At 60.9% G+C, this 14,822-nt stretch carries 15 protein-coding genes and 2 tRNA genes; all 17 read right to left on the bottom strand.

The window, feature by feature from the left end; all coding sequences use genetic code 11:
* Positions 1-104 precede the first annotated feature (104 nt).
* The gene (locus tag GLX_RS04540; protein WP_014104844.1) at positions 105-896 is read right to left on the bottom strand and encodes a biotin--[acetyl-CoA-carboxylase] ligase; all 792 of its coding nucleotides are present in this window, start codon (positions 894-896) and stop codon (positions 105-107) included.
* A gap of 3 nt (positions 897-899) precedes the next feature.
* Positions 900-2,324 carry an NADH-quinone oxidoreductase subunit NuoN gene (nuoN, locus tag GLX_RS04545; protein ID WP_014104845.1) on the bottom strand — a complete coding sequence of 475 codons (1,425 nt, stop codon included), beginning with the start codon at positions 2,322-2,324 and terminating at the stop codon, positions 900-902.
* A gap of 25 nt (positions 2,325-2,349) precedes the next feature.
* Entirely contained in the window at positions 2,350-4,287 is a 1,938-nt protein-coding gene (gene nuoL, locus GLX_RS04550) for an NADH-quinone oxidoreductase subunit L (RefSeq protein WP_014104846.1), read from the bottom strand.
* 5 nt (positions 4,288-4,292) lie between these two features.
* On the bottom strand, positions 4,293-4,616 hold the full coding sequence (gene nuoK / locus GLX_RS04555) for an NADH-quinone oxidoreductase subunit NuoK (protein WP_007399835.1): 324 nt from the start codon (positions 4,614-4,616) through the stop codon (positions 4,293-4,295).
* A complete protein-coding gene (locus GLX_RS04560; protein WP_041247180.1) occupies positions 4,609-5,382 on the bottom strand; it encodes an NADH-quinone oxidoreductase subunit J in 774 nt (257 codons plus the stop codon). The genes nuoK and GLX_RS04560 overlap by 8 nt, the downstream gene beginning before the upstream one ends.
* Positions 5,383-5,460: 78 nt before the next feature.
* The gene (gene nuoI / locus GLX_RS04565) at positions 5,461-5,949 is read right to left on the bottom strand and encodes an NADH-quinone oxidoreductase subunit NuoI (RefSeq protein ID WP_014104848.1); all 489 of its coding nucleotides are present in this window, start codon (positions 5,947-5,949) and stop codon (positions 5,461-5,463) included.
* A complete protein-coding gene (gene nuoH / locus GLX_RS04570; protein ID WP_014104849.1) occupies positions 5,949-6,971 on the bottom strand; it encodes an NADH-quinone oxidoreductase subunit NuoH in 1,023 nt (340 codons plus the stop codon). Before nuoH ends, nuoI begins: the two co-directional genes overlap by 1 nt.
* Before the next feature lie 4 nt (positions 6,972-6,975).
* The gene (nuoG, locus tag GLX_RS04575; RefSeq protein WP_014104850.1) at positions 6,976-9,042 is read right to left on the bottom strand and encodes an NADH-quinone oxidoreductase subunit NuoG; all 2,067 of its coding nucleotides are present in this window, start codon (positions 9,040-9,042) and stop codon (positions 6,976-6,978) included.
* A gap of 5 nt (positions 9,043-9,047) precedes the next feature.
* On the bottom strand, positions 9,048-10,373 hold the full coding sequence (nuoF, locus tag GLX_RS04580; RefSeq protein ID WP_014104851.1) for an NADH-quinone oxidoreductase subunit NuoF: 1,326 nt from the start codon (positions 10,371-10,373) through the stop codon (positions 9,048-9,050).
* A 5-nt stretch (positions 10,374-10,378) separates the two neighbouring features.
* Positions 10,379-11,029: a complex I 24 kDa subunit family protein gene (locus GLX_RS04585; protein ID WP_014104852.1), complete on the bottom strand. Its 651-nt coding sequence runs from the start codon at positions 11,027-11,029 to the stop codon at positions 10,379-10,381.
* A 5-nt stretch (positions 11,030-11,034) separates the two neighbouring features.
* Positions 11,035-12,291, bottom strand: a complete 1,257-nt coding sequence (locus tag GLX_RS04590; RefSeq protein ID WP_014104853.1) for an NADH-quinone oxidoreductase subunit D — start codon at positions 12,289-12,291, stop codon at positions 11,035-11,037.
* 7 nt (positions 12,292-12,298) lie between these two features.
* Positions 12,299-12,901, bottom strand: a complete 603-nt coding sequence (locus tag GLX_RS04595; protein WP_407927263.1) for an NADH-quinone oxidoreductase subunit C — start codon at positions 12,899-12,901, stop codon at positions 12,299-12,301.
* 64 nt (positions 12,902-12,965) lie between these two features.
* Entirely contained in the window at positions 12,966-13,544 is a 579-nt protein-coding gene (locus tag GLX_RS04600; RefSeq protein ID WP_014104855.1) for a NuoB/complex I 20 kDa subunit family protein, read from the bottom strand.
* Between the two features lie 24 nt (positions 13,545-13,568).
* A complete protein-coding gene (locus GLX_RS04605) occupies positions 13,569-13,934 on the bottom strand; it encodes an NADH-quinone oxidoreductase subunit A (RefSeq protein WP_007399825.1) in 366 nt (121 codons plus the stop codon).
* A 285-nt stretch (positions 13,935-14,219) separates the two neighbouring features.
* Positions 14,220-14,296, bottom strand: a tRNA-Asp gene (locus GLX_RS04610).
* Positions 14,297-14,337: 41 nt separating this feature from the next.
* A tRNA-Val gene (locus GLX_RS04615) sits at positions 14,338-14,412 on the bottom strand.
* A gap of 82 nt (positions 14,413-14,494) precedes the next feature.
* Complete coding sequence (locus GLX_RS04620; RefSeq protein WP_007399823.1) at positions 14,495-14,782, bottom strand: HU family DNA-binding protein; 288 nt, start codon at positions 14,780-14,782, stop codon at positions 14,495-14,497.
* Between the last annotated feature and the right edge of the window lie 40 nt (positions 14,783-14,822).

Here is a 14,822-nt window from a genome sequence, read left to right on the forward strand (position 1 = left end):
ACACCGGCGCGGGCACATACGCCACACACCATGAAATCCAGCTACGGGTTACCATGTAATCCGCTTGACTTAAATCTCTTTCCTTGCCCGAATTCGGATTATTCTCAACCCGTGCGTGCCACCATGACCTCGCCGGTCACGACGTGACACAGGCCGTGGGGGGTCTGCAGCAGCAGGGTGCCATCATCTGCCAGACCTGCAAACGTGCCAGAAAACTGCCGGTTCCCCGCCGTTACGTTCACGGCTGTGCCAACCGGGTGTCCGCGCTCCAGCCATGCTGCGCGCACCGCGCCAAAGCCATAACTGACATAACAGCCAAGCCAGCGGTCCAGATGGCGCAGCACCGCGCATGCCATATCTGGCGCACCTGGCACATCTGGGGTCGCATCAGCCAGGCAGGCCAGTTCACGCCCTGCAATGGCCGGGGCATGCCGCAGGTTGGCCCCCATGCCGATCACCTGCCAGCGCGCACCCGTGGCGCAGGTTCCGGCCTCGATCAGGATGCCCGCCATCTTGCGGCCCGCGAGCAACAGGTCATTGGGCCATTTCAGTTGCAGTGCATGGTTGGCAGGCAGGTAGTCGGCCATCGCATCATGCATCGCCAGCCCCGCAATGAACGGCCACAGACCCACCGGCACCTCCGTCCCCTGTCCCACCAGCATAACGGAAAGTGCGAGGTTGCCTCCCGGATCGGCCCATTGCCGCCCCCTGCTGCCCCGCCCGGCGGTCTGGCTCAGGGCAAGGATGGCAAGGCCATCCACCCCCTTCCCCGCATCAAGCCGGGCCTTGCACGTATCGGATGTCGATCCCAGCGTGCCGTATATTTCCATCTGCCAGGCCCTGCCATCGCTGCGGGGGATGCGCCGATGGGAGAGGGAGGCCGGGATGGAGGTCATGCGCTACCTGAACAATGCACCTGCGGCCGCCTGTGCCGCTGTTGCGACCGGGCCAAGTGCCACGATGAAGAAAACGGTCACCAGTCCCATCCCGACCGATACGAACGATACGGAAACCGGCGTGCGATCCAGCGCCGGGGCTGGTGCATCGAAGAACATGACCTTGACCACGCGCACGTAGTAATAGGCCCCGATCACACTGCTGATGATACCAATTGCTGCCAGCCCGTAAAGCTGTGCATTGATGGCGGCGTAAAACACCATCAGCTTGCCAAAGAAACCGGCCAGCGGCGGCGCGCCCGCCATCGAGAACATGAATACCGCCATGGCCAGCGCCAGACCCGGGTCGCTGCGCCCCAGCCCCGCCAGATCACTGATGCGGCTGACCGCATGGCCCTTGCGCCGCATGGCCACGATGCCGGCAAAGGCACCCACATTCATGAACAGGTAGGTCACAAGGTAGACCAGCGTGCCACGCGTGCCCTCCGCCGTGCCAGCGGCCAGGCCGATCATGGCATAACCCATATGCCCGATGGAGGAATAGGCCATGAGCCGCTTGATATTGACCTGCGGAATGGCCGCAAGCGAACCGAACAGCATGGAAGCTGCGGACACCACTTCAATCAGCAGCTGCCATTGCGGCGTCATGCTGCCAAAAGGACCGGCCATGACCCGCAGCAGCACCGCAAACGCCGCAACCTTGGGTGCCCCCGCCATATAGGCGGTGACTGAACTGGGGGCACCCTGGTACACATCCGGTGTCCACATATGGAACGGCACCATGGACAGCTTGAAGCACAGCCCCACCAGCACGAACACAATACCCACCATAAGCCCGGCCGGCAGTACCGCACTGCCACGTACCGCCTGCTGCAGCCCCGCATATTCCAGCGTGCCGCCAAAGCCATAGGCCAGCGAGATACCATAAAGCAGTAACCCCGACGCCAGCGAGCCGAGCACGAAATACTTCAGCCCCGCTTCCGCCGCCGTAACCCGATCACGCGCGAAGGCGCACAGGATGTAGATAGCCAGCGACGAAAGCTCTAGCCCCACGAACAGCGTCATGAGATTGCCCGAGGACGCCATAATCATCGTACCCAGCGTGGAAAACGCGATCAGGACAGGGAACTCGAACTTATCGATTTCCATCTCCCGCGCATAACCCACGCTCAGCACCAGCGAGAGTGCGGCCCCGGTCAGGCTGAGCACCTTCATGAAGCGGGCAAATCCGTCATTGACAAAGACATGTCCGTAGCCGGTGCCATCAGGCGTGAACACCACAAGGATGCCGGTGACCACCAACGCCAGCAGCGTCATCATGGTACAGGAGAAGAAGGCCTGCCCGCGCTTCTGCATCACCCCGGCCAGCAGGATGACCAGCCCCGACAGGGCCAGCACGATTTCGGGCAGAGCAAGTGTCCAGTTCATTGGTGTGGCCCTGACATCGTTGGGGTTAGCGGGCGAACAGCATGGTGGATAGTAGTACCACCAGCCCGATCAGCATGGAAAAGGCATAGACGGCAATCGACCCGGTCTGCACGCGCACGGCCTGCCCGGCGCTGCCTGCGGCCAGGCGGGCCAGACCTTCGGGTATGCCTTCGACCACATCCTCATCCACACCCTTCCACAGGAAGCGCGCGAGTGCGCGATAGGGCCGAACGAAGATGAAGGCGTACAACTCGTCAAAATACCATTTGTTGAGCAGGAACAGATAAAGCGGACGCAGGCCACGCGCCATGGACGCCGGGATACCGGGACTTGCGATGTAACACACATACGCCACCGCAATGCCCGCCACCGCAGCTATGGTCGGCACCAGCGCAATGAAGCCCGGCGTCTCCTCCAGTCTTGCCATGATGTCGTGGCCGGGCATGGACGTAATCGCTCCGTTCCAGAACGCTACCTGATGGACACCGATATAGAAGGGTGCAAGCACAACTCCCGCCACCACCGCGCCAAAGGACAGCACAGCCAGCGGCATGAGCATGGAAGGCGGGCTTTCATGCGCGCCTTCATTCAGGTGTGCATCACGCGGCGCGCCATGAAAGACCAGGAAAATCAGCCGCCAGCTGTACAACGCGGTCAGGAACGCGGTGATACACCCCATGACCCAGCCATAATGCCCCATGGCAGAGCCCGACATCCACGCAGCCTCCAGAATCGCATCCTTCGACCAGTAACCGGCAAAGGGGAAGATACCGGCCAGTGCGAGGCTACCGATCCACATGGCAGCGTAAGTGAGCGGGATTTTCCGCCATAGTCCGCCCATGCGGAACATGTCCTGCTCATCATGCACGGCGTGGATCACGCAGCCCGCGCCAAGGAACAGGAGTGCCTTGAAAAACGCATGCGTGGTCAGGTGGAACATCGACGCCTGATACGCCCCCACGCCAACGGCCACGAACATGTAGCCCAACTGCGAGCAGGTGGAATAGGCGATGGTGCGCTTGATGTCGGGCTGCACCAGCCCCACAGTGGCGGCAAAGAAACTGGTAGTGCCACCAACAAGAATGATCAGGTCGCGGGTTACGGGTGCCAGTTCCACCAGCGGCGACATGCGCACCATAAGGAAGATGCCTGCCGTAACCATGGTAGCTGCATGGATCAGGGCGGAAACCGGGGTCGGCCCTTCCATCGCATCGGGAAGCCAGGTGTGCAGGAACAGCTGCGCTGACTTGCCCATGGCACCAATGAACAGCAGCGTCGCGATCACCTCATACAGCGGATGCGTGCCGAACAGCGCGAACGTATCATTCACATGGTAAGGGATAGCCGCGAAAATATCGTCATACGACACGCTGCCCAGCCGGATGAAGATGAGCGAGATGCCCAGCAGGAAGAACAGGTCGGCCACGCGATTGACCACAAACGCCTTGATGGCGGCGGCACAGGCGGAAGGCCGGTCGTACCAGTAGCCGATCAGCAGATAACTGGCGAGCCCCACCCCTTCCCAGCCAAAGAAAAGCTGAAGCAGATTGTCTGATGTCACCAGCATCAGCATGGCGAAGGTGAATAGCGACAGATAGGAGAAGAAACGGTAAACCGGCCGTGCCTCATGCGCCATGTAGCCCACGCTATATACATGCACCAGCAGCGAGACCACGGTGACCATGGCCACCACACTGACCGAAAGCATGTCCATACGCAGTTGCCAGTCAGCCCGGAAACCTGCCGCATGCACCCAGTCGGCCACCGGCACGACAAATGTGCCCACATCGCCCATCTCGAAGCCTAGCACGCCAATGGCGGCAAGTGCGGCGCACGCCATGAGGGCTATGGTCAGCGCACGCGCCGCCGTATCCCCCATAAGGTGGCCGAAGCCACCGGCAAGCAGAAAGCCGACAAGGGGCGCGAACACCGCCACTTCAAACAGGAAGGATGCCGTCTGCATGTCCCCTACCCCTTCATCATCGTAATATCGTCGACCTCGATCGACCCGCGATTGCGGAAATAGACCGTGACAATGGCCAGCCCGATGGCGGACTCGGCTGCGGCAATGGTCAGCACGAACAGCGTCATCACCTGGCCCGACAGGTCGCCGGTCGCGGCCGAGAACGCCACGAAATTGATGTTGGCCGAAAGCAGGATCAGTTCGATCGACATCAGGATGATGATGACGTTCTTGCGGTTGAGGAAGATGCCGAACACCCCCAGAACCAGCAGGATCGCGCCTACGCTCAGATAGGGTGCAAGGCCTATCGCCTCAATCGGGCTATGCATCGCCTTGTCCTTTCGTGCTTTCGGTCGGTGGCGTAACCACAAGTACGGCCTGCGCTTCCTCCGCTACCTCGCGCACACGCCAGGCTTCGGTACCGTAGGTGCCGGGCACGGCGGCCACGTCGTAACTCTCATGCGGGCGCAGGAAGCCGCCCTGGGCCGCCACACCTGCGCCAAGGGGCACCTGCAACATCTCAAGCGAGTCCTGCACCACGCGGTCGTGCTGACGGTCAATATTCTGTCGGCGACCGGTTGGCCGGTCGCGCAGGGTCAGCACGATTGCGCCAATCATGGCCACCAGCAGCACCAGCGCACAGGACTGGAACAGGAAAATGTAGTGGGTATAGATCACATCCCCCAGCGCCGCCGTGTTGGTGCGCGTGGGTGATGAAGGCACCAGATGCGGGATCTGGTCGATGTTGGAGGCACTGCGCCAGCGCGCAAACGCCATGACCAGTTCCAACAGCAGTACGCCGCCCACCAGCCCGCCAATGGGCGCGTAGCGCTGCACGCCTTCACGCATGCGGGTGAAATTGACATCCAGCATCATGACCACGAACAGGAACAGCACCGCGACCGCGCCGACATAGACAATGACCAGCGTCATCGCCAGGAACTCGGCCCCCGCGATCAGGAACAGCCCCGACGCGTTGAAGAACGCAAGGATAAGAAACAGCACCGAATGCACGGGATTACGCGCGCATACCACCATGGTGGCGGACAGAACCAGCACCGCCGCGAAAACGTAGAAGACAATCTGGGTCATCATGGGTGGACTTCCTGCCGCATGGATCTTTCCTCCGGCTGGCATGGCAGGTGCGCCGTGGGCCGCACCTGCCGTGCAGTGTCAGCGGTACGGGGCATCAAGTTCAAGCCTGCGGGCAAGCACGCTTTCCCAGCGGTCGCCGTTGGCCAGAAGCTTGTCCTTGTTGTACATCAGTTCTTCGCGGGTTTCGGTCGCGAACTCGTAATTTGGACCTTCGACAATGGCATCGACCGGGCAGGCTTCCTCGCACAGGCCACAGTAGATGCACTTGGTCATGTCAATGTCGTAGCGCGTGGTGCGACGTGAGCCGTCATCGCGCGGTTCGGCCTCAATCGTGATTGCCTCGGCGGGACATGTCGCCTCGCACAGCTTGCAGGCAATGCAACGTTCCTCTCCATTGGGGTAACGGCGCAGCGCATGCTCGCCCCTGAAGCGTGGCGAGAGCACGCCCTTCTCGTAAGGGTAGTTGATCGTGGCCTTTGGTTTGAAGAATGCCTTCAGTGTCACACTCATGCCTGCCACCAGTTCGGTCAGCAGCATGGAGCGGGCGGCCTTGCCTAAACTGTTCATCAGCCTGCTCCTCCGGGCAGAAGGCCCGTTACCATCAGGAAACCCGCGCTCAACACCATCCATGCCAGCGAGAACGGCAGGAATACTTTCCAGCCCAGCCGCATGAGCTGGTCGTAGCGGTAGCGGGGAAATGTCGCGCGCACCCAGATAAACACGAACAGGCAGAACAGGATCTTGGCGATCAGCCACAAAGGCCCCGGTATCCATGTAAAGGGCGCGATCCCCAGCGGGGGCAACCACCCACCCAGGAACAGGATACTGACCATGCCCGACATCAGGAACATGTTCGCGTATTCACCCAAAAAGAACAGGCCGAACGCAAGGGCCGAATATTCGACAAAGAAGCCCGCCACCAGTTCGCTCTCGCCTTCTGGCAGATCGAAAGGAGCACGATTGGTCTCGGCCAGTGCGGAGATGAAAAACACGATGAACATCGGGAACATGGGCAGGCAGAACCACACGTGGCGCTGCGCCAGCACGATGTCATTGAGGTTGAGACTGCCCACCGCCAACAGCACCGACACGATCACCAGCCCGATCGAGACCTCGTACGACACCATCTGCGCGGCCGACCGCAGGCCACCAAGGAAGGCATATTTGGAATTGGACGCCCACCCCGCGATCAGCATGCCGTAAACACCAAGTGACGAGATGGCCAGCAGGTACAGGATGCCCACATTGATGTTGGCAATGGCCAGCCCGTTACCGGTGGGAATAACTGCCCATGCGATCATGGCGAGCGAGAAGGTCAGGAACGGAGCGAACAGGAACAGCATCCGGTTTGCACCCGCCGGGATGACCGTCTCCTTGGTCAGCATCTTGATCGCATCGGCAAAAGCCTGCAGCACGCCGAACGGGCCGTTCACGTTCGGCCCCTTGCGCAACTGCATGGCGGCCATCACCTTGCGCTCGGCCAGCGTCAGATATGCTACCCCCAGCAGCAGCGGCACCAGTACCGCCAGTGATTCCAGCACGATCAGCAGGATCTGACCCAGCGTGGTATGAAAGAAGAAATCCGCCATGGTCCTACTCCGCCGCCTGGTTTGCGGGGTGCACGTAAATCCCCGAACAGGTTTCCATTGTGGGACTTGCGCGACACACCGCATGGGTCAGGTAATAATCGGCAATGACCGGCTGGAACGCATCTGCCGCCACCGGCGTGGCACCCGCCTGCGGTCCCGTGGTGTCGGATGTGCCAAGGCGCGTCCACCGTACCTGACCGAATACGGGGTTGGCACGCACCATGCGCGCGCGCAGCGCATCAATTGTATCATAAGGCAGCTTGTGGCCCACCACTTCGGAGAAGGCACGTAGGATACGCCAGTCCTCCCGCGCATCGCCGGGAGGCATGACCGCGCGGAAAGCCTGCTGCACACGGCCTTCGGTATTGGTGTAGGTGCCCGGCTTTTCGGCATAGAGCGTACCAGGCAGGATCACATCGGCCCGCGCGGCCCCCGCATCGCCATGATGGCCCTGGTAAACCACAAAGGTTTCCTGTCCAATGCGCCCGGTGGGAAACTCATCCGCCCCCAGCAGCCACAGCACGTCCACCCCGCCATCCAGCATGCCGGCAACGTCACGCCCCCCGGCGCCCGGCACCAGGCCAAGGTCCAGCCCGGCCACGCGACTTGCTGCCGTATGCAGCACATTAAAGCCATGCCAGTCCGTGCCAATCGCGCCGACCTGAACAGCCAGATCCCAGCACGCGCGCGCAATGGCCAGACCATCCGGCCGGGTCAGCGCGCCATGACCGACAATGACCATAGGCTTCTTCGCGTTCTTCAGCACTTCCGCAAAAGGCAGGTCACCTGCGGCAAGCCTTGCCAACACATCCGGCCCCTCGCCCAACATTTCGGCAGCGTAAGTGGGGTCGGCATTGGGGGCACCGATCATGGCGATGGGAAAGCCACCGCGCCCCGCCCCCACAAAACGCTTGCGGATACGCGCATTGAGCACCGGCGCTTCCTGCCGGGGAATGGAGCCTACGATCAGCAGGGCATCCGCATCTTCAATACCGGTAATGCCGGTATTGAAGGTGTAGAAATCACGCCGCGAAACATCGTACTGCGCCCCATCCTGCCGGCAGTCGATGTTGGATGAGCCGAGTGCCGCCATCAGGTCCTTCAGCGCCATCATGCTCTCGGCATCGCACATATCACCCGCAATCGCGCCGATCCGGTCGCCCGGCATGCCTTTGAAACGGGTTGCGATGGTTGCAAACGCATCCTGCCAGCTTGCGGGTTGCAGCTTGCCATCCACCCGGATCCAGGGACGGTCAAGGCGGCGACGACGGAAGCCATCGACCACAAAGCGCCCCTTGTCGGCCAGCCATTCCTCGTTCACCTCGTCATTGATGCGCGGCGTAATGCGCAGCACGGAGGCGCCACGGGCCTGCATGACGATGTTGGTGCCCACCGCGTCGCATACATCAATCGAGTCCGTGCGCTTGAGTTCCCATGGCCGGGCGCTGAAGGCGTAGGGCTGCGATGTCAGCGCCCCCACGGGGCAGATATCGATCAGGTTGCCCGACAGTTCGGATGTCAGCGCCTTTTCGACATAATTGGTGATTTCAAGGTTTTCACCGCGTGAGACGCCACCCAGTTCGGGCACACCCGCCACCTCGGTAGAAAATCGGATGCAGCGCGTGCACTGGATGCAGCGCGTCATGACCGTCTTGACCAGCGGGCCAAGATACTTGTCGGTCACCGCGCGCTTGTTCTCGTGGTAGCGGGAATGGTCCGCGCCGTAGCCAAAGGCCTGGTCCTGCAGGTCGCACTCACCACCCTGGTCACAGATGGGGCAGTCCAGCGGATGATTGATGAGCAGGAACTCCATCACCGCACGGCGCGCACGGCGCACGACCTCGGTATCGGTGAAGATCTGCATCCCCTCCCCGATCGGGAAGCCGCAGGATGCCACCGGCTTGCGCCCGCCCGAGACCTCGACCAGGCACATCCGGCAGTTGCCCGCCACCGACAGGCGTTCATGATAACAGAAACGCGGTATTTCCTTGCCCGCCGCCTCACACGCCTGTAGCGCGGACGAACCGGCTGCGACGTCTACCGGAATACCGTCAACGGTTACTTTTACCACTGTTCCTACTCCGCCGCTTCAACCAGGCCCGCCGGCACCTGCACGGTACGGCTGCCCCCATGCGCTGCCTTGTAGGCGCGGATGCGTTCTTCCATAACCGGGCGGAAACGGCGGATCAGCCCCTGTATCGGCCATGCCGCCGCATCGCCCAGCGCGCAGATCGTGTGGCCTTCCACCTGCCGGGTCACCTGTTCGAGCATGTCGATTTCCTCGATTTCCGCCCGCCCCTGCACCATCCGGTCCATGATGCGCATCATCCAGCCCGTCCCCTCGCGACACGGCGTGCACTGACCACAGCTTTCATGCTTGAAGAATTTCGAGAACCGGGCGATCGCCGCGATAATGTCGGTGGATTTGTCCATCACGATCATGCAACCGGTGCCAAGGCCCGACCCTTCGGCGCGCAGGCTGTCGTAATCCATCAATACGCTCTCGCACACATCGCGCGGCAGCATGGGCACCGAACAGCCACCGGGAATGACAGCCAGCAGATTGTCCCACCCGCCACGCACACCACCGCCATGCTTTTCAATCAGTTCGCGCATCGGCACGCCAAGCTCTTCTTCAAACACGCATGGCGTGTTGACGTGGCCCGATATGGCCATAAGCTTGGTGCCTGCGTTATTGGGGCGTCCCAGCCCCGAAAACCATGCAGCACCCCGGCGCAGGATGGTGGCGGATACGGCAATACTTTCCACATTATTGACCGTGGTGGGGCAACCATACAGCCCCATCGCCGCCGGGAAAGGCGGCTTCATGCGCGGCTGGCCCTTTTTACCTTCAAGGCTTTCCAGCAGGGCGGTTTCCTCGCCGCATATGTAAGCTCCAGCGCCCCGGTGGATGTAGAAATCGAAATCCCAGCCTGAGCCGCAGGCGTTCTTGCCGATCAGACCCGCCGCGTAAGCCTCGTCAATGGCGTGCTGGAGGTGCATCGCCTCGTTATAGAACTCGCCACGGATGTAGATATAGGCCGCATGCGCCCCCATGGCGAAGGAGGCGATCAGCGCGCTTTCCACCAGCTTGTGCGGATCATGGCGCAGGATCTCGCGGTCCTTGCAGGTGCCAGGTTCTGATTCATCGCCATTGATAACGAGGTAGTGCGGCCGCCCGTCGTTCTTTTTTGGCATGAACGACCATTTGACGCCGGTGGGGAAGCCCGCACCACCGCGCCCACGCAGGCCGGATGCCTTCATCTCATTAATGATGGCATCGCGCCCGCGCGCCAGTATGTCCGCCGTACCGTCCCAGTCGCCACGGGCGCGGGCACCGGCCAGCATCCAGTCATTCTGGCCATACAGGTTGGTGAAGATGCGGTCCTTGTCCTGCAACATGTTCCCTACCCCTGTCCCTGCGGCTTCTGTGTCGCGTCTTCCACCAGCACCTTGCGCCCGCCTGCGGGGGCAGAGTTCAGGCGGTCGATGGTGGGACCGGGCGCGGGGCGTTCGCCGCGTTTAAGGGCCGCGATCAACGCCTCCGTACGCGGGCCGTCCAGATCCTCGTAGTAATCATCATCCACCTGCAGGATCGGGGCATTGGCACAGGCGCCAAGGCATTCGACCTCCGTCAGGGTGAACAGGCCATCTGCACTGGTCTCGCCAAATGCCCTGATACCCGTCGCCGCTTTGCATGCCGCCGTCACATCATCCGAACCGCGCAGCCAGCACGATGTGGTGGTGCAGACCTGCAGGTGGTAGCGGCCAATCGGCTTGGTGTTGAACATCAGGTAAAAGGTCGCGACTTCGTATACCCGGATCGGGGCCATTTCCAGACGTGCCGCCACTACATCCATGGCCACGCGGGGGATCCAGGCGCTGCCGGTCTGGCGGCCCATCTGCTTCTGCACCACATAAAGCAGGGGCAGCACGCCACTGGCCTTACGCTCGGGCGGATATTTGGCAAGGATGGTCGCGATCTGCTGCTCGCTCTCGTCATCGAATGCGAAATGGGTGGGTTCCACGCCATCAGGCGCGTTGGGTTGGACGGACATGTCGGTCACCTGTCAATCTCGCCAAATACCAGATCGAGCGACCCGATAATGGCCACGGCATCCGCCAGCATGTGCCGGCGCGACATCTCGTCGATTGCCTGGAGATGGGAAAAACCCGTAGGCCGGATCTTGCAGCGATACGGCCGGTTGCTGCCATCGGCCACCAGGTACACACCGAACTCCCCCTTGGGCGTTTCGGTCACGGTGTAAGTTGCGCCCGGCGGCACGTGATAGCCTTCGGTAAACAGCTTGAAGTGATGGATCAGCGCTTCCATCGAGCGCTTCATTTCCCGGCGCGGCGGCGGCGTGATCTTGTGATCCTGCACCTTCACCGGGCCAGGGCGGATCTGTTCAAGGCACTGGTTGACGATCTTTACGCTCTCGCGCATCTCGGCAACGCGGATCAGGTAGCGGTCATAACAGTCACCCTGACGACCCACTGGCACGTTGAATTCCACCTTGTGGTAATTGTCATAGGGCTGGCTGCGCCGCAGGTCCCATGGCACGCCCGATGCCCGCAGGCACGGACCGCTGAAGCCCCAGGCCAGCGCCTGTTCAGTCGTGAAAACACCAATGCCCACCGTACGCTGTTTCCAGATGCGGTTATTGGTCAGCAGGGATTCAAGGTCATCAATCCATTTGGGGAAGGTGTGTGCCCAGTCAGCAATGCGTTCCTCCAACCCGGCGGGCAGGTCCCGCGCCACCCCGCCGGGGCGGACGTAATTGGCATGGAAGCGCGCGCCGGATGCGGCCTCGTAGAACTCGATCAGCTTTTCGCGTTCCTCATACCCCCATAGCGCGGGTGTCAGCGCCCCGCAGTCCAGCCCGAATGATGTCAGGTTGAGGATATGGTTCAAGATGCGCGTGATCTCGGCAAACATGACCCGGATCCACTTCGCGCGTTCCGGGGCCTCAATGCCCAGCAGCTTTTCCACCGCCAGCGCGAATGCCTGCTCCTCGCACATGGGCGAGACGTAATCGAGGCGGTCAAAATACGGTAGCGCCTTGGGATACGTCTTGTACTCGATCAGTTTTTCCGTGCCGCGATGCAGCAGGCCGACATGGGGAATGGCACGGGCGACGACCTCGCCCTCCATTTCCAACACCAAGCGCAGCACCCCGTGGGCGGAAGGATGCTGGGGACCGAAGTTCAGCGCGTGGGAGTCAATTTCCACCACATGGCGCTTGACCTCGCCATCCGTCTCCTCGGGCAGCAGGCTGTCAGGTATGTCCGTATCGCTACGAAGGGTTACGTCGCTCATCTGTCGCCTATCCCTGTCGTTTCATGTCCTGGCGGGCGGCATGTGCCTTTTCATCGCCCGGCAGGGTCAGGATGCCTTCCCATGGGGATTCAAAATCGAAATTGCGGAAATCCTGCACCAGGTTGACCGGGCCATAGACAACCTGCCGCCGTTCCTCGTCGTATCGCAGTTCGACATAGCCGGTCAGTGGGAAGTCCTTGCGCAGCGGGTGGCCCTCGAACCCGTAGTCGGTCAGGATACGACGCAGGTCCGGCTGGTCGGTAAACAGAATACCGAACAGATCGTAGGCTTCACGCTCCCACCATGTGGCTGCGGGCCAGAGCTGGTGCACCGACGGGACAGGCGCCGTCTCGTCCGTGGTCACGATCACACGAATGCGGTGGTTATGGGTAACGGATAACAGGTTGTAGACCACATCAAACCGCTCAGCGCGTTCGGGGAAATCCACGCCGCATATGTCCATCACCTGCTGGCAGGCATAACGCGGGTCATCGCGCAACATGGACATGAGCGGCAGGAGCCGGTCGCGCGTAGTCCGCACTACCAGTTCCCCCTTCTCGATACTGGCGGAAATGACACCGGGCACGGAAGCGGAAAGACGGAAGGCAATGACCCCCAGGCCGCCCGGCACCGCGCGCGAAAGTTCCCCGGCACCCGGGGGTGTGTTTGCTGACTCAGCCACGACGGATGGTCCCTGTCCTGCGGATTTTCTTCTGCAGTTGCAGAATGCCGTATATCAACGCCTCCGCCGTGGGGGGGCAGCCGGGCACATATACATCCACTGGCACAATGCGATCACACCCGCGCACGACAGAATAGGAATAGTGGTAATACCCGCCGCCATTGGCACATGACCCCATGGAAATGACCCAGCGCGGCTCAGCCATCTGGTCGTAAACCCGGCGCAGGGCGGGTGCCATCTTGTTGGTCAGCGTGCCCGCCACGATCATCACATCCGACTGCCGCGGCGAACCGCGCGGGATGATGCCCATGCGGTCCAGATCATAGCGCGGCATGTAGGCGTGGATCATCTCGACCGCGCAGCACGCCAGCCCGAAGGACATGGGCCACAGGCTACCCGTGCGGCCCCAGTTGACCAGCTTGTCCAGGTTCGCGACGACAAAGCCCTTTTCGGTAATCTCGCCGGTCACGCCCTTGATCACGGCATCCTGCTCTGCGCCCGGGGGCAGCATTTCCCGGTTCCAGGCGATACTGTCCGCCGGCCGCCCCGTGCCGGGTGTGTCATTGGCCATTGCTGCGCCCTTCCCTTGTCATGCTCAATCCCAGTCCAGCGCGCCCTTGCTCCATTCGTAAATGAAGCCGACGACCAGAACGCCGAGGAAACCCATCATGGACGCAAAGCCGAACCACCCGATCCGTGACAGGCTCAATGCCCACGGAAACAGGAAGGCGACCTCCAGGTCGAAAATGATGAACAGGATCGCAACCAGATAAAAGCGCACGTCAAAGCGATGACGCGCATCATCAAACGCCTCGAAACCACATTCATAGGCGGACGTTTTCTCCGCATAGGGTTTCTGGTGACCAAACAGCAACGAACTGCCCAGCATGGCCCCCGCGATCACCACAGCAATGCACCCGAATATGAGAACGGGCAAATAATCAGCGATAACGGAATGCATCTTCCGTGTTCCCAACCTGTTAATCAGCCATCCGCCGTCGTTATCGACTTGTCCGTGGCTTTCAGGATGCTAGCCCCAACATTGGGCAGGGAACAGTTACTTAACGGCGTTCCTGCAGGAACATTACTGTGAGGAGGCCGTACAGGACCAAATTCGTCAATATTACGTGACCATTACTTACACGCCACAGTTTGTTGTTCTCATTTTTTCGTGTGAACCAGGCACAAAAAAACGCCAGTGCTGATGCATCTGGCGTTACCGACTTTGGCATAGATCTATGCCATATGGCGCGAGTGACGGGGCTCGAACCCGCGACCTCCGGCGTGACAGGCCGGCGCTCTAACCAACTGAGCTACACCCGCGTGGTGCATGTTCCTGCTACTATGACAGCATCAGGATAATATGGTGGGCGATGACGGGATCGAACCGCCGACCCTCTCGGTGTAAACGAGATGCTCTACCGCTAAGCTAATCGCCCGCGCCCGTAGTAAGCGATTGTAAAAAAGGGGGCAACCCAAAAAATGGATTGCCCCCTCTTTTTTTCCTGACAGGAAATGGTCTTACTTACTGACCGCTTCCTTCAGGTTCTTGCCCGGCTTGAAACGCACGGACGTGGATGCCGGAATATCCAGCGGTTCACCCGTGCGGGGATTACGCCCCTTGGCTGCCTTGCGGGTTGCAGTCACGAACGTGCCGAAACCAACCAGACGGACTTCCTGCTTGCTGGCCAGCGCCTTTTCAATCGCACCGAAAACCGCATCAACCACTTCGCCAGCCTTCGCCTTGGCCAGATCGGCTTCCTCGGCTACAGCAGCGACGAGTTCCTGCTTGTTAAGTGGCTTCTCCATTTTACGCCTTTCTTTATACTGTGCGCCTACGCAATCGTTC

Origin of the sequence: Komagataeibacter medellinensis NBRC 3288 (genome assembly GCF_000182745.2) — a bacterium.
Lineage (GTDB): Bacteria > Pseudomonadota > Alphaproteobacteria > Acetobacterales > Acetobacteraceae > Komagataeibacter > Komagataeibacter medellinensis.